Consider the following 17018-nt stretch of genomic DNA (forward strand, 5'->3'; position numbering starts at 1 on the left):
ACTACTGTTTAGTGACCTGCGAACTGGCGCCGAACACCACTCGCTAACGCCTGACATTGAAGTAGCTTCTGTCAGCGAAACCTATTTTTGAAAACTTACCAGCTTCAAATCGGGATGATTTCCTTGCGTCCATGCCTGCCCTGCACGCCAATCCAAAGCTCCAGCGTCGCCGCTTCTCATCATCTTCTTTCGGTGGTGTCGATGCCATATCCTGCTATATAGGCTGAAGCAGGCAGTAGCGGATGAGGGCTTGTTCGACACTTTGTTTACCACCCATTACAAGCACCACGACGATGACGGTAATACCATCTGAATCCCTCACTTCGTAAAAGATCCGGTATCCGTCAGTGTTCAACTCACGATAATGCAGTACGCCCAGCTCACTCAATTGAGGACTGACCGGGTAGCCCAACGGGGTGGACAGGAGCTTGTTCTGAATGGCATCGATCAGGGTATCTACGCGTTGAGCAGCTGATGAGAATCCCTGATGAACAGCCAGGTGTTCAACCTGATCTTCGAGGCTTTGCTGGGCAACCTCGGTAAAGCGCAGTGCAACTGTAGTCATGTAGGCTCCTGATTACTTGTGGTCAAACCTCCTGCTCAATCGGGCCTTGAGTTCGTCAGTGGAACAGTGCTTGCCTTGGGCGTACTCGCGGGAACTGATGGCCAGGAGCTTCACCAAAGCGATCGACTCATCGCGACGCTTACGATCTGCGTAAGATTCCACCACGTAAGCCGGGACACCATTTTGCGTGACAACCAATGGCTCATCGAGAGGCAGGTCGGCTGCGTTGCGTTTCAGATAGCTAATTGTTTCAACTCGCATGAGTTGAGACCTCCTTCGTAGTGGCACCGGGAAAATCGTGCCTAACCTCCACTGCTTTCGGCACTGTATCGCCTAAGCCGCACGCTCGAAGCCAAAATGTAGACCAAATAAAGACTCTTTTCAAATTCTTTTTCCTTCAGGGCCAAGAGACTTGATTGGGGATGCATAGATATGACGCTGTCTGATTTTTACGATTTGTGGGGATACAAGACGTGCGAGCTACGAATGAAAGATGTCCGTACATTTCCGAGAGGACTTACCAAACCGCTCGTTGATCGTGAGCATCTGCAACCATGGCTTTCTCTGAGGCTGTTTGTCCGCTGTCACCGGATGACTGGCTCGGCCCCCTGCTTTTTGAGGACAACATCTTGGTTGTATAAAGCTGCCATGCAGACTGTGTGAAAACCTAGCAATCTGCGCAGCGCTCAAAGAAAATGCTCCGTATCGAAAGATACAGAGCATTTTTCGTTATGGCCTACATCCAAGGTGAGTCCCGCAGCCAGACCAGCCTATTCCCGGTCTCGCTGGAAGAGTTGATCCCCGAGGATCACCTCGTTCGTGTCATTGACCTGTACGTTGCCAGGCTCGATCTGGTGCAACTGGGCTTCGATAAAGCGATTCCAAAAAGCACGGGGCGCCCTGCTTATGATCCCGCCGATCAGCTAAAACTCTACCTCTACGGCTATTTTCAGCGGATTCGCTCATCGCGACGTCTTGAAGCCGAGTGTCAGCGCAACATCGAAGTGATGTGGCTGATCAACCGGCTCAAGCCCGACTTCAAGACCATCGCCGATTTTCGCAAGAACAATAAACCCGCCTTCATCGCGACCTGCCGTGCTTTCGTTCGGTTTTGTCGCACGGCAGGCTTGATCGCCGGTGAGTTGGTGGCCATCGACGGCAGCAAGTTTCAGGCGGTCGCATCCTCACGGCGTCATGTGAATTTGAAGCAGCTCAAGCGCCAGGAAGAAAAACTGGATAAGCGCATCGCTCAGTATCTGGCCGAGCTGGATGAGGCCGACAAGGCTGAAACCACAGATTCAATTGATCGCAGCGCAATCAAGGTAGCCCTGGCACAGCTTGAGGCTCGACAACAGGATAATCAGAGTTGCCAGGCACTGATGCGTTCGATGGGCATCGAGCAGTTCAACACCCATGAAAGCGATGCCCGAATGATGCGCACGGCCAAAGGGCCACGTGTGGCCTACAACGTGCAAACCGTCGTGGACGCCGAGCATTGCCTGATTTTGCATCATGAGGTCACCCAAGATGGCGATGACCGAAAGCAACTGGAGCCGATGGCCAAGGCCGCCAAAGCAGAGTTACAGCAAGATGATCTGACGGTCACTGCCGATGCCGGCTACTCCAATGGCAAGCAGTTTCAGGCCTGCGAGGATGCTTCGATTACGGCCTATGTACCGCCCAATCGTTCGAAAAACCCTGGCAGTCAGGAAGAGCAGCTCTTTGAGCGAAAAGACTTTATCTATGAGACCGGACACGATCGTTTCCAGTGTCCGGCAGGCAAATGGTTAACGCTAAAACAGCACAACAAAGGTGATCGGATCTATCAGGCTGAGGTCGATGACTGCGCCAACTGCGCGCTGAAAACGCAATGCACTCGAGCCCGGCGCCGTTATGTCTCACGACATGCCCATGAAGAGGCTTTCGAGCGGATGGAGCAAAGAATGCAGGCGCATCCTGAGATGATGGCCAACCGAAGATCCATCGTTGAGCACCCCTTCGGCAACCTCAAGCAATGGCTATTTGGTAATGGCCGTTTCTTGCTGCGACAACTGGAGGGTACAAAAGCTGAAATGGCCTTGGCGGTGAATGCCTATAACCTGAAACGAGCGATTAAAGTGCTCGGTGTGCGCCATCTGATGGCTTTGATGGGCTGAGCGGACATTTTTTTCGTCTGCTGCCAATACAAAAAAAACGCCCCGAACAAGTCGGGGCGTTTGCTTGGGCCTTCATCAGTGTGTTTTCACACAGTCTGCATGAGCCCTCTTATTTCCTATGTAGGGGGATCATTTTGGTATGACTTCGTCGTTAATTTCAGGCTTTCGTGGGCATGCTTTCATGAATGGTTAATGTAAAGTACTCGGCCCACATCAAGGATGACTTTATGTCTAGTAACTACCCAATGCGACCATTCGAAAACGCTCGCGCAAAAATCCTTTCGATCTATGCGGCTATTAGCAGACCGGAAGCAGATCAGCTTTCACAGGCAACGCAGAACTACGTAGAGACCCTGGAGGAATATGAACTTATCTCTAAGGCACAGCGGATGGTTTTGGACAACGAACTAGCGAACGCTCGGTGCAATTGGGAGATGCCCTCCCAAAATGTGCCGCTGATGAAGCGAATCACGAGTTGCCTCAAGCGGAAATTGGCTAGGTGTAAAGCATGGCTTGCTGCCAAAGAGCAAAAATGGAAAACATACTGGCTAAAGTGGGTTGCGATAACGACTATCCTAGGGAGACGCTGAACAATTAACCCGTTCGCACCGTCCCCATTTCCAAGCCGGTTTTTTTCAACCTGCCGGCCTTATTTTACGTTTCTCGAGCAGATTTCTGCCCTCATTTTGCTGAAAGGCGGGCCAGTCCCGCCTTTCAGATGGATTTATCCTGCCGTCTGTTGTAAATACCGCTTGGCCAGCATCAGATTGGCCAACCCAAACAAACTGAACAACTGCGCTGTATTCTTTTCCAGCCCACGGTAGCGAACCTTGCGATGATTGAAGCGCACCTTGATTACCTGGAAGGGGTGCTCGACCTTGGCACGCAGTTGCGCCTTGGCATATTCAATTTTGCGCTTGACCCGATACAGCACGCTGCCTTCGCCGTGCTGCTTGTAACTGCTTGGCCGTTCTGCAATCGACCAGATAACGTCCCGTTCAGCATGCTCCGGTCGCTTGGCCGCACCGGTGTATCCAGCGTCACCCGAAACATAGGTTTCGTCACCGTGAAGCAACTGGCCAACCTGGGTGACATCCGCCACGTTAGCGGCCGTCCCTACTACGCTGTGCACCAGCCCCGACGTGGCGTCTACACCAATGTGGGCCTTCATCCCAAAGTGCCATTGATTGCCTTTCCTGGCCTGATGCATCTCAGGATCACGCTTGCCTTCTCGGTTCTTGACCGAGGGCGGCGCGGCGATCAGAGTAGCGTCGACGATAGTGCCTTCCTTGAGCAGCAGCCCCCGGCTGGCCAGATGCTGGTTAATCGTTTCAAACAGCAGCCGGGTTAGCTGATGGACTTCCAGCAAGCGGCGAAAACGCAGCAAGGTGGTGGCATCCGGTGCAGACTCGCGACCCAGGTCGATACCCATAAAACCGCGGATGGCCTGGCTGTCGTAGACGGCATCTTCGCAACCTTCATCGGAGAAACCGAAACACTGCTGCACGACGTACATGCGCAACATGCGCGACACCCCTATCGCAGGGCGTCCGCGCTTGCCTGCGGTGTTGCTATAAAACGGCGCCACTTGCGCCTCCAGCAGGGCCCAGGGCACCAACTGTTCAAGGTCAGCCAGGAAGCGATCTCGGCGAGTCTGCTTTTTCTTGCCGGTATATTCGAGTTCGGAGAAGGTCTTCTGCACGCGCGTAACGCTCACGGAGAGGGAGGCTGTTGAAGGAACTTAGTGTGCCAAGGGTGGGGACAGTTGGCTATTTTTGCAGCGCCTCCCTAGGGAGACGCTGATTTATTCTAAAGCACAGCTGTTGCCCCCTGATAAATCAAGGCCTCCAGAGCGTTGCAGGGACGAAAAATCGAATAAATCAGCGGCTCCCTAGTCCTTATCGTCACGTTTTGTATGGTTCCTTTCTTTGGCGCCGCGATTTCATTGAGCTACCTGGTAACGGTGGTGGGGCTATTGCTCGTCGCGTTCAGCCTGCTGGTGAGATTTAAATTTTTGCAAGATCTTGCCACTCTGCTGGGGATAGTGCTGGCTGGCTACTGGTACATCCACTCTGTAAGTGGCGCGTTCAACCCTGTCGATGAGGTCATCCTCATCACGGAACAAAAGGATGGGTACGTCGCGTTGGTGAAGGTTGTTAAGCATAAGGATAGTCGTAAGCAAGCCTGTTCATTCGATCCAACCAAAGCGCAATTGACTTGCGAAGTGAGAATCGGAAAAAGCGATACAGGCCTGCAACCACAACTATAGATAGGAGTTGACGGATCACCCATCGAAAACTAGGCAAGCCTCAAAACAGAGAAAACGGAAGCGTAGTCCGCGAGATCAAGGCGGCGGGGATGAATCAATCGCAGATTGCACGCGAGACCGGGCTAGCTCTATCGACTGTCCATCGATACTGGAAGAGGATTGATGCTACCGACTCTTGCGCGGATGAGGGGATGGAGTAGGTTACCGTCAGCGGTCTAAAAGAGTGTGAACGTGAGCACCGTTACCCAAAAAGGCGTGCCGGCCAAAAGGTCACCTAAAACAGTTAGATTGAGTAAGTGATTAATTTATGGAAGATAATCCCGCCCTAACAGTTAGCAAGGCTACGGAACCAATGACCAATCAAACGCCCGAACACCCTGCCAGCGCCGAGCCCGTCACGGAACCGGTCAGCCCGACGAGCACTGCAAGCACTCAGGCGCAGCAGCGCCAGCGCGCCAGTCAGCTTGCTCAGGCGTTGCGCACTGAACTGCAAAAAGCGGTGATCGGGCAGAATACGGTCATCGAAGACGTGCTGACTGCGCTGATCGGCGGCGGGCATGTATTGCTCGAAGGCGTACCGGGGCTGGGCAAGACGCTGCTGGTCAGAGCGCTGGCCAGTTGCATTGGTTGCGACTTCGCACGTATCCAGTTCACGCCGGACCTGATGCCCAGCGATGTCACCGGGCACGCTGTGTACGACATGCAGACCGAGCAGTTCAAGCTGCGCAAAGGGCCACTGTTCACCAATCTGTTACTGGCCGATGAAATCAACCGTGCACCGGCCAAGACGCAGGCCGCACTGCTGGAAGCCATGCAAGAACGGCAGGTCACCCTTGAAGGACGAGCCTTGCCCATTGCGCAGCCGTTCATGGTGCTGGCGACTCAGAATCCTATCGAGCAGGAAGGCACCTACCCGCTGCCGGAAGCGGAGCTGGATCGCTTCATGCTCAAGCTGCGCATGGATTACCCCGAAGCCCGGGAAGAGCTGGACATGGTGCGCCAGGTCACTCGTTCGTCGCGCGCCGACATGCTGGATGTGAAGCCGCTCAGGGTCATCATGCAGGCCCGTGAAGTTCAGGTCCTGCAACGTATTGCCAGCGAGCTGCCGCTCGACGAACAGGTGCTGGATTATGCCGTCAGGCTGGCGCGCAGCACGCGAACCTGGCCCGGCCTGAGCCAGGGCGCCGGACCGCGAGCGTCGATTGCGCTGGTGCGTGGCGGACGGGCGCGCGCCTTGCTGCGCGGTGGCGAATTCGTGACGCCGGATGATATCAAGGGCTGTGCGCTGGCCGTGTTGCGGCACCGGGTACGTCTGTCGCCAGAGCTGGACATCGAAGGCCTGTCGGTGGATCAGGTGCTCAGGCAGATCCTCGATCAGGTTCCGGCGCCGCGCCTGTGAAACAGACCCTGCGGCCGTCGGTGACGTTGCTCCGTTGGCTCGGAGGGCTGACGGGTGCTGCGTTGCTGCTCGGCACACTGCATGCGCTGGGCATCGACTATCCGGCACAGATCGACAGCCTGTATCGGGGCGCTTTACTGGTGCTGACGATTGCCGGCCTGCTCGACGCCTTCTGGCTGATTCGCCAGGCCTCGCCGCAGGTGCAGCGTCATCTTCCGGGAAGCCTGGCGCTGGATCGCTGGAACGAGGCTCGGCTCGACGTCGAGCAGCACAGTTCCAGGCCGCTGACGATACGCGTTTTCGACCACCTGCCCCATGGTCTGGAATGGGAAAACCTGCCGCAATCCCTGACGCTGCTGCCGGGCGAAAAAGGCCAGTTCGGCTATCGGCTGCGCCCGACGAGCCGGGGGCATTTTGTGTTCGAGCGCTGTGAAATCAGCCTGCCCGGACGTTTGCGGCTGTGGACCACCCGGCGCTATCTGGCTTTGCACAGCACAACCCGCGTCTACCCGGATTTCGCTCGTCTCTATGGCGGGCAACTGCTGGCGGTGGACAACTGGATCAGCCAGCTCGGTGTGCGGCAGTTGCAACGTCGCGGGTTGGGCATGGAATTCAATCAGTTGCGCGAATTTCGCGAAGGCGACAGCCTGCGCCAGATCGACTGGAAAGCCACCGCGCGTCAACGCACCCCCATCGCTCGCGAGTATCAGGATGAGCGCGATCAGCAAATCGTCTTCATGCTCGATTGCGGACGCCGTATGCGCAGCCAGGATGGCGAGCTGTCGCATTTCGATCACGCACTCAATGCCTGCCTGCTGTTGAGCTATGTCGCGTTGCGCCAGGGCGACTCGGTAGGCCTGGCAACTTTTGCTGGCGATGAGGACCGCTACCTGTCGCCCGTCAAAGGCTCGGGGCAACTCAACCTGTTGCTCAATACGGTCTATGACTTGCAGACCACCCGGCGTACGGCCGATTACAGCGCAGCCGTTCGTCAACTGATGATCCGACACAAAAGACGCTCGCTGATCGTACTGGTCACTAACTTGCGCGACGAAGACGACGACGAACTCCTGGCGGCGGTCAGGCAACTGAGTCGCCAGCATCGGGTGCTGGTTGCCAGTCTGAGAGAGGAAGTGCTCGACAGCCTGCGCCAGTCGCCAGTGCAAACCTATGATCAGGCGCTCGACTACTGTGGGACGATGAGTTTCCTCAATGCCCGGGCGGCGCTTCATGAGCGGATGAGTGCCCAAGGCGTGGCGATCATGGATGCGCGTCCAAGGGAACTGGGGCCGCAATTGATCACTCGCTACCTGAGCTGGAAGAAGGCAGGAACGCTATAGGGCAGAACGTTAACAGGCAGGACCCGTGCGGCTTGAACCGCACGGTCCGCCAAGGTCAGGCAGACGCCTCGTAAGACGGGTAAAACGAGAAGTAGCGGCGCAGCATCTGGATGAAGTCGAGGTATTCGGTCGAAACCTGAGACAGCTCAAAGCCAGAGTCATAGCCGCCGGGCGTTTCGTCCTCGTGACACCAGAGGCACAAGGCTTTTACATTGATGACATCGGCACCCTTTGCATCGGGCATTCTCAATACAAGGTCAAACCGGGCACCCACCAGCATCGGCAGGTCACTGATAAGCATCAGTCCATCTTCGGATACGTTACCTAGGGAGACGCTGATTTATTCTAAAACCCAGCTGTTGCCCCCAGATAAATCAAGGCCTCCAGAGCGTTGCAGGGACGAAAAATCGAATAAATCAGCGCCTCCCTAGGCAACCTATAGGTTTGCCCGTATGACAATTGAAAACCTGAAGATAATCATGCAATTGGTGCCGTTCTATTCTTCGCTCTTTATACATGGCAGGCCGCCTTCGGAAACCACTGGGCGTGGTTACGTAAAACTGCATGTTCGCTACAGCCACTCCAGACACCGAGCTGCAGAGATTCCTTTGATACAGAGTTTTACAACTCCTCTATCCCTCATGAGACAGACTAGCCCAGTTTTTTCCGAAATCCACCCGATTACGATACATTCCACCCAATTGGATGTAATTATTTTGAAACGGGACTGCGCGGAGCAGGCATTACTCTGACGGGCTGGGCCTGGGGGTAGTGACCGAGCTGCGCCAGCGTGTCGAGTCTGGCCCGTGCGCGGTAAGCATATTCACTTTGTGGGTACTGCGTTAGAAGGAATTGGTAGGTCTGTGCAGCATCCACATACAATTTCTGACGCTCCAGGCACTGCGCGCGGAGCATCGAAACCTCCGGCTGCACATAACGCCGCTCACGGCTCTGACGCTCGATCTTGGACAAATCGAGCATCACCCGATCGCAATCGCCTTCCTGATAAGCGCGGTAGGCATGATCCAGGTTGGAGTTCATTGCCCAGCGATTGCAGCCGCCGAGCGCAATCAGTAATACAACAATCGTTACAATACGCATGGGAGTCTCCTGTTCTCTGCGCTTTATCGGCTCGCCAGCCGTTTTCTACAGGCCAATCGAGCACCGATCGTCAGCCGCTTGCCCGTCCCGTCCGCAGCGCGGCAGTGCAAAGGAACAATGACTAAAGATCCAGAGAGGAGTAGCCTCTCGCTGCGCTTCAATCAAGGAGTTTGTGCATGACCGTACGCCGCACCAAAATCGTCGCCACACTTGGCCCTGCCAGCAACTCGCCGGAAATCATCGAGCAACTGATCCTCTCGGGTCTGGACGTTGCCCGTCTGAATTTCTCCCACGGCACCCCGGATGAGCACAAGGCTCGCGCCAAACTGATCCGTGAGATTGCCGCCAGACACGGGCGCTTCGTCGCTCTGCTGGGTGACCTGCAGGGTCCGAAAATCCGTATTGCGAAGTTCACCGACAAACGAATCGAGCTGAAGGTCGGTGACAAGTTCACCTTCTCCACCGCTCATCCGCTGACCAGTGGCAACCAGCAAATCGTGGGTATCGACTACCCGGATCTGGTCAAGGATTGCGGCGTAGGCGACGAGCTGTTGCTCGACGACGGTCGCGTGGTCATGCGCGTCGACACCCAGACCGCACACGAACTGCACTGCACGGTGCTGATCGGCGGTCCGCTGTCCGACCATAAAGGCATCAACCGTCGCGGTGGCGGTCTGACGGCCCCGGCGCTGACCGAGAAAGACAAGCAGGACATCAAGCTCGCTGCCGAAATGGATCTGGACTATCTGGCCGTTTCCTTTCCGCGCGATGCCGCTGATATGGAATATGCCCGCCAGTTGCGTGACGAATCCGGTGGCACCGCCTGGCTGGTCGCCAAGATCGAACGGGCTGAAGCCGTCGCCAACGACGAAGTGCTTGACGCACTGATTCGCGCCAGCGATGCCGTCATGGTTGCCCGTGGCGACCTGGGTGTCGAAATCGGTGACGCCGAACTGGTCGGTGTTCAGAAACGCATCATTCTGCACGCACGTCGCCACAACAAGGCGGTGATCGTCGCGACGCAAATGATGGAGTCGATGATCTCCAGCCCCATGCCGACCCGCGCCGAAGTGTCCGACGTGGCCAACGCCGTGCTCGATTACACCGACGCCGTCATGCTCTCGGCAGAAAGCGCTGCGGGTTCTTACCCTGTTGAAGCCGTACAGGCCATGGCACGTATCTGCGTCGGCGCTGAAAAGCACCCGACCGGCAAAACGTCCAGCCACCGTATCGGCCACTCGTTCACGCGTTGCGATGAAAGCATCGCGCTGGCCGCCATGTACACCGCCAACCACTTCCCTGGCGTGAAGGCGATCATCGCACTGACCGAAAGCGGCTACACCCCGCTGATCATGTCGCGCATTCGCTCCTCGGTGCCGATCTACGCGTTTTCCCCGCACCGTGGCACTCAGGCGCGCGCGGCGATGTTCCGTGGCGTCTACACCGTGCCGTTCGACCCGGCAAACCTGCCGCCTGGCCAGGTCAGCCAGGCCGCCGTCGACGAACTGCTCAAGCGCGGGCTGGTCGAGCAAGGCGACTGGGTCATCCTGACCAAGGGTGACAGCTACCACACCATCGGCGGCACCAACGGCATGAAAATCCTGCACGTTGGCGACCCATTGGTCTGATAGCACTGGTCTTATAGCTCGGCGCTGCAAGCCAAGGCCCCATCTCGCAAGAGCCGGGGCCTTTTTGTATTGTGTCAGCTCGGGAACTGGGGCTTTCAGGCTTCTGCCCGTAGGCCGTGGGAGCGAACTTGTTCGCGAAGGGGCCGGTACATTCCGCGAATAATGTCCCCCCTGAACCACAGTCTTCGCGAACAATGCGGATCGCCGCCCCGGTCGCTCCCACGGCTTTCGGCCAGAATCAGAAGCGGACTTGTGCATAGCGATGCATCGGACGCAGAGCACGCTTCTGCCCGTAGGGCGTGGGAGCGAACTTGTTCGCGAAAGCTTTATTCCGGGCGATACATCTTCAGCGGATGTAACGGCCCTTTCGCGAACAAGTTCGCACGGACTTCGGCCAGAATCAAAAGCGGACTTGTATAACGCTAAGCGCTGAAGCATGCGGAACGAGAGCTTTAACTAACGAGCCCCTTACTCCCGCGCCACAAACACATCCGCCAGCAGTCGATTACGCGGCAGCCCTGCCAGATACAAACGCTTGGCAAACATCTCCACGCTGTCGGCACTGCCACACAACAGCGCCATGGCATGCCGCGACAACAGGCGCAGCTCGGCCAAGGTTGTCTGTAGAGTCTGCGCGGTGATCAGTTGAACCAGCAGCTGTGGATAACGCTCAGCCAAGGCCTGTAACTCGTCAGCCAGGTAATGTTCATGACGGTCACGAGCCAGATGAATCAGGCGGATACTGCCTTGATGCTCCTGACGCAACGCCTCGCGCAGCACGCCCCACAAAGGCCCGAGACCGGTGCCGGCTGCCAACAGCAGCAACGGCTTGTCCTGCCAGTCAGGGTCATAGCGCAGCGCCCCGCCACGCAGTTCGCCGAGTCGCAAGTCGTCACCGATCTGCAACTGACGGGCGGCATCACGGAAGGCACCGGGCAAACCACAATCGATATGAAATTCCAGAAACGCATCCTCGCCCGGAAGACTGGCCAGCGAGTAGGGTCGTGCAATACCACCTTCCGTCCACAACACCTGATGCTGGCCTGCGCCGTAGCGCAGCGGGCGTGCCGGTTCGAGCCGCAAGCGCAGCACTGTGGGGCCAAGCCAGTCGCAGCCGACAACCTTCGCGGGCAAACCGTCGCGTTGCGGATCGAACACCTCGACCGTCAGGTCCTCGACCACTCGGCACTGGCAGGCAAGGCGCCAGCCCTGCTGACGCTTTTCAGCGGGCAAGGCTTCGGGCAACGCGTCGTCAGGCTCACCTTTTACACAGCGCACCAGACACGCATGACAACTGCCGGCACGACAACTGTAAGGAACCGGCACACCGACATGGTTAAGGGCGTCGAGCAGATTGCCGGCCGATGGCACCGACCAGCTACGCTCACCCACATGCAATTGAGGCATTCAGACGCCCTGTGCAGAAAATAACCGTGATTGTACAGACTGGCCTGTCGGGCGGGTTATACTGCCGCGCCTTTTTGCGCCCGCTTCGGCTCACTGACAGCTCTGGTCCAAGCCGCAGTTCCAGACTGCCGCCGATAGCGTATTTGAATGTTCCCGTCCTTACAGAGGAGCGCGCCGCATGACCGTGATCAAGCAAGACGACCTGATTCAGAGCGTTGCAGACGCCCTGCAGTTCATATCCTATTACCACCCCGTGGATTTCATCCAGGCCATGCACGAGGCGTATCTGCGTGAAGAGTCGCCTGCCGCCCGCGACTCCATCGCCCAGATCCTGATCAACTCGCGCATGTGCGCGACCGGTCATCGCCCGATCTGTCAGGACACCGGCATCGTCACCGTTTTCGTGCGCGTCGGTATGGACGTTCGCTGGGACGGCGCCACCATGGGCCTGGACGACATGATCAACGAAGGTGTGCGTCGCGCCTACAACCTGCCTGAAAACGTCTTGCGCGCCTCCATCCTCGCCGACCCGGCAGGCGCTCGCAAAAACACCAAGGACAACACCCCGGCGGTCATCCACTACTCCATTGTCCCGGGTAACACCGTGGAAGTAGACGTCGCAGCAAAAGGCGGCGGTTCGGAAAACAAATCGAAGATGGCGATGCTCAACCCGTCCGATTCGATCGTCGACTGGGTACTGAAAACAGTGCCGACCATGGGCGCTGGCTGGTGCCCGCCGGGCATGCTCGGCATCGGCATCGGCGGCACGGCTGAAAAAGCCGCCGTCATGGCCAAGGAAGTGCTGATGGAATCCATCGACATTCATGAGCTGAAAGCCCGCGGCCCGCAGAACCGTATCGAAGAGATGCGTCTGGAGCTGTTCGAGAAGGTCAACCAGCTGGGCATCGGTGCTCAGGGCCTTGGCGGTCTGACCACCGTGCTCGACGTCAAGATCATGGATTACCCGACCCACGCCGCCTCGCTGCCGGTGTGCATGATCCCCAACTGCGCCGCCACCCGTCACGCCCACTTCGTGCTCGACGGCTCCGGCCCGGCTTCGCTGGAAGCACCACCGCTGGATGCCTACCCGGAAATCGTCTGGGAAGCCGGCCCGTCGGCCCGCCGCGTCGATCTCGACACCCTGACCCCGGAAGACGTGCAAAGCTGGAAGCCGGGCGAAACCGTGCTGCTCAACGGCAAGATGCTCACCGGTCGCGACGCTGCGCACAAACGCATGGTCGAGATGCTCAACAAGGGCGAAACCCTGCCGGTAGACCTCAAGGGCCGCTTCATCTACTACGTTGGCCCGGTTGACCCGGTACGCGAAGAAGTCGTCGGCCCTGCTGGCCCGACCACGGCCACGCGGATGGACAAATTCACCCGCCAGATCCTCGACCAGACCGGCCTGCTGGGCATGATCGGCAAATCCGAACGCGGCCCGACCGCCATCGAAGCCATTCGTGAGCACAAGGCGGTGTACCTGATGGCCGTTGGCGGCGCTGCTTATCTGGTGGCTCAAGCGATCAAGAAATCCAGAGTCGTGGCCTTCGCCGAGCTGGGCATGGAAGCGATCTACGAGTTCGAGGTCAAGGACATGCCTGTGACCGTTGCCGTAGACAGCACCGGTGAGTCTGTTCACATCACCGGCCCGCAGATCTGGCAGAAGAAGATCAGCGACAGCCTGGCGGTGGAAGTGCAGTAGGCGCCCTTCGATGAGGTAGCGAATTCGTCTACAATTCGGGTTCGCTACCAGGCATCGCCTGGCAAAATCTCGACACGAGGCCTTGATCGGCCCCGCTTACACCCTCAATTCCGCTGATCCAGCAAATTCACCACCAGCCGGTCGATCCAGCCCCACAGGCGCTGCTTGACACGCCGCCACAGGGGTCTGGCTTTCCAGTCTTCCAGGGTGATTTCGGCGCTCAGGGCGAAGTCTTTTTCGAAACTGGCAACCACGTCCCGGGTCAGGCCCGGATCGATGCCTTCGAGGTTGGCTTCCAGGTTGAAGTGCAGGTTCCAGTGATCGAAGTTGCACGAGCCGATACTCACCCAGTCGTCGATCAGCACCATTTTCAGGTGCAGAAAACACGGCTGGTATTCGAAGACTTTGACACCGGCACGCAGTAGGCGCGGGTAGTAGCGGTGACCAGCGTAGCGCACGGACGGGTGGTCAGTGCGCGGGCCGGTCAGCAGCAGCCGCACATCGACGCCACGCGCCGCCGCGCTGCGCAGGGCGCGACGGACTTTCCAGGTGGGCAGGAAATACGGTGTGGCGAGCCAGACGCGCTTCTGGCCGCTGTGCAAGGTACGCACCAGCGACTGCAGAATGTCGCGGTGCTGACGGGAATCGGCATAAGCCACCCGTCCCAGCCCTTCCCCGGACGTCGGCATGTTCGGTAACTGCCGCAGGCCGAAGTTTTGCTTCGGGCGCCAGGCAAAGCGCAGCGCATTGGCATGGAATTGCCGGTCGAACAGCGCCTGCCAGTCCAGCACCAGCGGCCCGGTAATCTCCACCATGACCTCATGCCACTGACTGACGTCTTTGTCCGGCTCCCAGAATTCATCGGTCACCCCGGTGCCACCCACCACTGCCAGAGCTTTGTCCACGACCAGAATCTTGCGATGGTCACGGTACAGATTGCGCACGCCACGCCGCCAGTGAATCGGGTTATAGAAGCGCAGGATCACCCCGGCATCCGTCAGTTGCTGGCGCAGCCCGGCATCGAAGGCTTTCGAGCCGAAGTCATCGAACAGACAGCGGACCATCACGCCACGCCGCCCCGCCTCGACCAGCGCCCGCACGATGGCATCGGCGCAGGCCCCGGCTTCGACCAGGTACAGTTCAAGGTCTACCTGCTGCTCGGCGCGATCGATCGCCGCGATCATGCGCGGAAAGAATGCCGGGCCGTCGATCAATAATTGGAAACGGTTGTTTTCACGCCACGGAAAAATCGCGCTGGCCATATCAGCGCGCCGTGAAAATCAGCACAGCGCCCACGGGCACCGACAGGCTGACCGCTGACAATCCCGCCGTTTTGCGCAAGGCGGTGAAGTCCGGCAGCAGATCGAAATCCTGTGCATGGACCACCAGCGGCTTCAGCGTCACCACCTGAAAGCGGCGATCGTCGAGACGCGTCACCAGCAACTCAGCGTTGTAGGTATGGGTCTTGTCGCGCAGGCTCACGGACAGCGGCAAGCGCAGTTCCAGTTGCGCACCGGGGGCGAGGTCGTTGATCGGTCGCATGTCCAGCTGCGCGTTGATCTGCGCGAAAGGAAAGTTGTGGACCTGAAACACCTGCTCACGAAGGCGCTCGTCGCGCATCGGAATGCCGGTGCTGACCGAGTCCATCTCGACCTGCACTTGCGCCAGCCCTTTGTTGCTGACCTTGCCGTGCAGCACCAGAAAGCGGTGCACTTCGGCGATGTCGGAGTCTTTGGTTGAAGTGAAAGAGAGTCGTGAAGACTCGTTATCCAGATACCAGTTGGCATGGGCAGGTAACGCCACTGCGGCCAGCATGACCAGCAGCAGACGAATTGTGTTGAGCATGCAGACTCCAGACGTGCATTTGGGGGCAACCTTAACGCCTGTCAGACCTCCGGCATACCGCTATGTTCGACCCGACGTGTCAGGAAGGGGGCGACAGCAGCCGACAGCCTTGTTTTTCGCCCTGCCATGCGGCGCTGCTGGTACGTCCAAGGCCGCTGGCAACTACCCGTTTCTGGCTTGCATCATCTGTCAGAGTGCTGGGCACGTACTGTTTGACGTAGCCCCGACAGTACGTTTCAGGGTTGTTCATCACGTACCGGCACGAGCAGTATTCCTTGGCGGTGTAAGCGCTGATGATGGTCGGGAATGCCTGCAGGTTCACGCGGTATAGCCAGGCAAGCACGGCGAGCACAACGATGATCAGCACCAGCAGGCTGCTGAACGGGCGACGCAGGATGAACATCCGACGGCTGCTCATTGGCTAGCCTCCTTGCCGAAGGCTGTTTGTACCAGCTTGAGCATCTGATTGTGGTTGTAAGTGCCATCACGGTCATCGGCATAGCGCACGATGACCAGTTTCTGTTCAGGAATCACATACAGCGCCTGCCCCCAGTGCCCCAGCGCGGCGAAGGTATCGGCGGGGGCGTCAGCCCAAGGGCCCTTGCCGCCATCAGCCGTGCGATTGAGCCACCACTGACCGCCCGGCACTTCAACACTGGCGTCCACTTGCTCGCCGGCAAAAGGCGTCAGCACGAAATCCATCCACGCCTGATTGAGCAACTGCCGCCCCTGCCATTGACCGCCGCGCTGCATCAACAGGCCGATACGTGCCAGATCGCCAACGGTCATGTAGGCATACGACGACCCCACGAAGATGCCGCTGCCGTCGGTTTCCCAGACCGCACCACGAATACCGAGCGGGTCAAACAGCGCTGTCCACGGGTAGTCCGGATACGCCTGTTGCCCGACCATGTTTTTCAGCGCGGCCGCCAGCACCGTGCTGTCGCCGCTGGAATAAAGATAAGCCTTGCCCGCAGGCCTGGCGGCGGCGTGCTCGGCGGTGAAGCGCGCCATGTCGTCACGGCCGCGGGTATAGAGCATGGCGACCACGGAGGAGTTGAGCGGCGCGTATTCGTAGTCTTCCTGCCAGTCCAGGCCGGACGCCCAGTGCATCAGGTCTTTGAGGGTGATATCGGGATGCTTCTGGAACGGCGCATAGAACTTCGCGACCGGGTCATTCAACTGAAAGCGCCCTTCTGTAAACGCCACGCCAAGCACCGTGGCCAGGATGCTCTTGCTGATGGACCAAGTCAGGTGCGGGGTCTGGGCGGTGGTGACGCCGGCATAGCGTTCGTAAACGACTTCGCCATCACGGATGACCAGCAGCGCGTCGGTGCGAATGCCTTTGCGGGTGTCTTCGTCCCTGGCCGGAAAGGCGTAGTTTTCAAGCGTTTCGATGGCCGGGGATCGTGGGACCGAGCGAGATGGCCACTGCTCCGCGGGCCATGTTTCGGCAACAGCGTTATGCGCGCTGATACCCAGCATCAACAGCAGACACAAGCGGACGAATCGACGAGGCATGGCAGGGTCTCGAAAGAATTATCCGCAAACCTTATCAAACCTTCATGACAATCCGGTAACGCGCCGGATTGGTGGGATGCAGGAG

The 17018-nt window shown here is 58.1% G+C and carries 16 protein-coding genes and 2 pseudogenes; 7 read left to right on the forward strand and 11 right to left on the reverse strand.

The annotated features are described in order from the left end of the window. Nucleotides 1–214: 214 nt before the first annotated feature. Nucleotides 215–565 carry a type II toxin-antitoxin system RelE/ParE family toxin gene (locus BLT55_RS16180; RefSeq protein WP_055000757.1) on the reverse strand — a complete coding sequence of 117 codons (351 nt, stop codon included), beginning with the start codon at nt 563–565 and terminating at the stop codon, nt 215–217. A gap of 12 nt (nt 566–577) precedes the next feature. Beyond that, nucleotides 578–826, reverse strand: a complete 249-nt coding sequence (locus BLT55_RS16185; RefSeq protein ID WP_017685122.1) for a type II toxin-antitoxin system prevent-host-death family antitoxin — start codon at nt 824–826, stop codon at nt 578–580. A 470-nt stretch (nt 827–1296) separates the two neighbouring features. Between BLT55_RS16185 and BLT55_RS16190 the strand changes: the two genes are divergently transcribed. Further along, on the forward strand, nt 1297–2721 hold the full coding sequence (locus BLT55_RS16190; RefSeq protein WP_055001182.1) for an IS1182-like element ISPsy6 family transposase: 1425 nt from the start codon (nt 1297–1299) through the stop codon (nt 2719–2721). 724 nt (nt 2722–3445) lie between these two features. Here BLT55_RS16190 and BLT55_RS16200 read toward each other — a convergent pair. Continuing rightward, complete coding sequence (locus BLT55_RS16200; RefSeq protein ID WP_007247761.1) at nt 3446–4423, reverse strand: IS5 family transposase; 978 nt, start codon at nt 4421–4423, stop codon at nt 3446–3448. A gap of 243 nt (nt 4424–4666) precedes the next feature. Here BLT55_RS16200 and BLT55_RS16205 point away from each other — a divergent pair, with 243 nt between their 5' ends. From BLT55_RS16205 to BLT55_RS16220, 4 genes are all read left to right on the forward strand, one after another. Beyond that, a complete protein-coding gene (locus BLT55_RS16205) occupies nt 4667–4990 on the forward strand; it encodes a hypothetical protein (protein ID WP_139206396.1) in 324 nt (107 codons plus the stop codon). A gap of 89 nt (nt 4991–5079) precedes the next feature. Beyond that, on the forward strand, nt 5080–5190 hold the full coding sequence (locus tag BLT55_RS34800) for a helix-turn-helix domain-containing protein (protein WP_139206397.1): 111 nt from the start codon (nt 5080–5082) through the stop codon (nt 5188–5190). 152 nt (nt 5191–5342) lie between these two features. After that, nucleotides 5343–6389 carry an AAA family ATPase gene (locus tag BLT55_RS16215; protein WP_055000086.1) on the forward strand — a complete coding sequence of 349 codons (1047 nt, stop codon included), beginning with the start codon at nt 5343–5345 and terminating at the stop codon, nt 6387–6389. Further along, a complete protein-coding gene (locus BLT55_RS16220) occupies nt 6386–7729 on the forward strand; it encodes a DUF58 domain-containing protein (protein WP_055000087.1) in 1344 nt (447 codons plus the stop codon). Before BLT55_RS16215 ends, BLT55_RS16220 begins: the two co-directional genes overlap by 4 nt. A gap of 55 nt (nt 7730–7784) precedes the next feature. On the opposite strand, the pseudogene BLT55_RS16225 reads toward BLT55_RS16220, so the two are convergent. From BLT55_RS16225 to BLT55_RS16235, 3 genes and pseudogenes are all read right to left on the reverse strand, one after another. Next, nucleotides 7785–8054: pseudogene (locus BLT55_RS16225) on the reverse strand (PilZ domain-containing protein); the annotation flags it as partial. Nucleotides 8055–8157: 103 nt separating this feature from the next. Next, a pseudogene (locus tag BLT55_RS16230) lies at nt 8158–8247 on the reverse strand (PilZ domain-containing protein); the annotation flags it as partial. Between the two features lie 193 nt (nt 8248–8440). Then, nucleotides 8441–8830, reverse strand: coding sequence for a tetratricopeptide repeat protein (locus BLT55_RS16235; RefSeq protein WP_055000088.1), 390 nt, complete (start codon nt 8828–8830; stop codon nt 8441–8443). 176 nt (nt 8831–9006) lie between these two features. Between BLT55_RS16235 and pyk the strand changes: the two genes are divergently transcribed. Further along, the gene (gene pyk / locus BLT55_RS16240; protein WP_007248886.1) at nt 9007–10458 is read left to right on the forward strand and encodes a pyruvate kinase; all 1452 of its coding nucleotides are present in this window, start codon (nt 9007–9009) and stop codon (nt 10456–10458) included. Between the two features lie 468 nt (nt 10459–10926). On the opposite strand, the gene BLT55_RS16245 is transcribed toward pyk, so the two are convergent. Then, nucleotides 10927–11865 carry an iron-sulfur-binding ferredoxin reductase gene (locus BLT55_RS16245; RefSeq protein ID WP_055000089.1) on the reverse strand — a complete coding sequence of 313 codons (939 nt, stop codon included), beginning with the start codon at nt 11863–11865 and terminating at the stop codon, nt 10927–10929. 178 nt (nt 11866–12043) lie between these two features. Here BLT55_RS16245 and BLT55_RS16250 point away from each other — a divergent pair, with 178 nt between their 5' ends. After that, entirely contained in the window at nt 12044–13567 is a 1524-nt protein-coding gene (locus BLT55_RS16250) for a fumarate hydratase (RefSeq protein WP_055000090.1), read from the forward strand. 104 nt (nt 13568–13671) lie between these two features. Here BLT55_RS16250 and BLT55_RS16255 read toward each other — a convergent pair whose 3' ends face one another. The 4 genes from BLT55_RS16255 to BLT55_RS16270 all read right to left on the reverse strand — a co-directional run bounded on the left by BLT55_RS16255 (nt 13672) and on the right by BLT55_RS16270 (nt 16933). Beyond that, a complete protein-coding gene (locus BLT55_RS16255) occupies nt 13672–14829 on the reverse strand; it encodes a phospholipase D-like domain-containing protein (protein WP_055000091.1) in 1158 nt (385 codons plus the stop codon). 1 nt (nt 14830) lies between these two features. Next, the gene (locus BLT55_RS16260) at nt 14831–15412 is read right to left on the reverse strand and encodes a YceI family protein (RefSeq protein ID WP_055000092.1); all 582 of its coding nucleotides are present in this window, start codon (nt 15410–15412) and stop codon (nt 14831–14833) included. A gap of 79 nt (nt 15413–15491) precedes the next feature. Then, nucleotides 15492–15830 (reverse strand): hypothetical protein, encoded by a 339-nt coding sequence (locus BLT55_RS16265; RefSeq protein ID WP_055000093.1) that lies wholly within the window; start codon nt 15828–15830, stop codon nt 15492–15494. Then, nucleotides 15827–16933 (reverse strand): serine hydrolase domain-containing protein, encoded by a 1107-nt coding sequence (locus tag BLT55_RS16270; RefSeq protein ID WP_055000094.1) that lies wholly within the window; start codon nt 16931–16933, stop codon nt 15827–15829. The genes BLT55_RS16265 and BLT55_RS16270 overlap by 4 nt, the downstream gene beginning before the upstream one ends. Between the last annotated feature and the right edge of the window lie 85 nt (nt 16934–17018).

Origin of the sequence: Pseudomonas cannabina (assembly GCF_900100365.1) — a bacterium.
GTDB lineage: Bacteria > Pseudomonadota > Gammaproteobacteria > Pseudomonadales > Pseudomonadaceae > Aquipseudomonas > Aquipseudomonas cannabina.

Coding starts and splice junctions, on each gene's coding strand:
- BLT55_RS16180 (WP_055000757.1), bottom strand. CDS start 565: ATGACTACAGTTGCACTGCGCTTTACCGAGGTTGCCCAGCAAAGCCTC.
- BLT55_RS16185 (WP_017685122.1), bottom strand. CDS start 826: ATGCGAGTTGAAACAATTAGCTATCTGAAACGCAACGCAGCCGACCTG.
- BLT55_RS16190 (WP_055001182.1), top strand. CDS start 1,297: ATGGCCTACATCCAAGGTGAGTCCCGCAGCCAGACCAGCCTATTCCCG.
- BLT55_RS34800 (WP_139206397.1), top strand. CDS start 5,080: ATGAATCAATCGCAGATTGCACGCGAGACCGGGCTAGCTCTATCGACT.
- BLT55_RS16215 (WP_055000086.1), top strand. CDS start 5,343: ATGACCAATCAAACGCCCGAACACCCTGCCAGCGCCGAGCCCGTCACG.
- BLT55_RS16235 (WP_055000088.1), bottom strand. CDS start 8,830: ATGCGTATTGTAACGATTGTTGTATTACTGATTGCGCTCGGCGGCTGC.
- pyk (WP_007248886.1), top strand. CDS start 9,007: ATGACCGTACGCCGCACCAAAATCGTCGCCACACTTGGCCCTGCCAGC.
- BLT55_RS16245 (WP_055000089.1), bottom strand. CDS start 11,865: ATGCCTCAATTGCATGTGGGTGAGCGTAGCTGGTCGGTGCCATCGGCC.
- BLT55_RS16250 (WP_055000090.1), top strand. CDS start 12,044: ATGACCGTGATCAAGCAAGACGACCTGATTCAGAGCGTTGCAGACGCC.
- BLT55_RS16255 (WP_055000091.1), bottom strand. CDS start 14,829: ATGGCCAGCGCGATTTTTCCGTGGCGTGAAAACAACCGTTTCCAATTA.
- BLT55_RS16260 (WP_055000092.1), bottom strand. CDS start 15,412: ATGCTCAACACAATTCGTCTGCTGCTGGTCATGCTGGCCGCAGTGGCG.
- BLT55_RS16265 (WP_055000093.1), bottom strand. CDS start 15,830: ATGAGCAGCCGTCGGATGTTCATCCTGCGTCGCCCGTTCAGCAGCCTG.
- BLT55_RS16270 (WP_055000094.1), bottom strand. CDS start 16,933: ATGCCTCGTCGATTCGTCCGCTTGTGTCTGCTGTTGATGCTGGGTATC.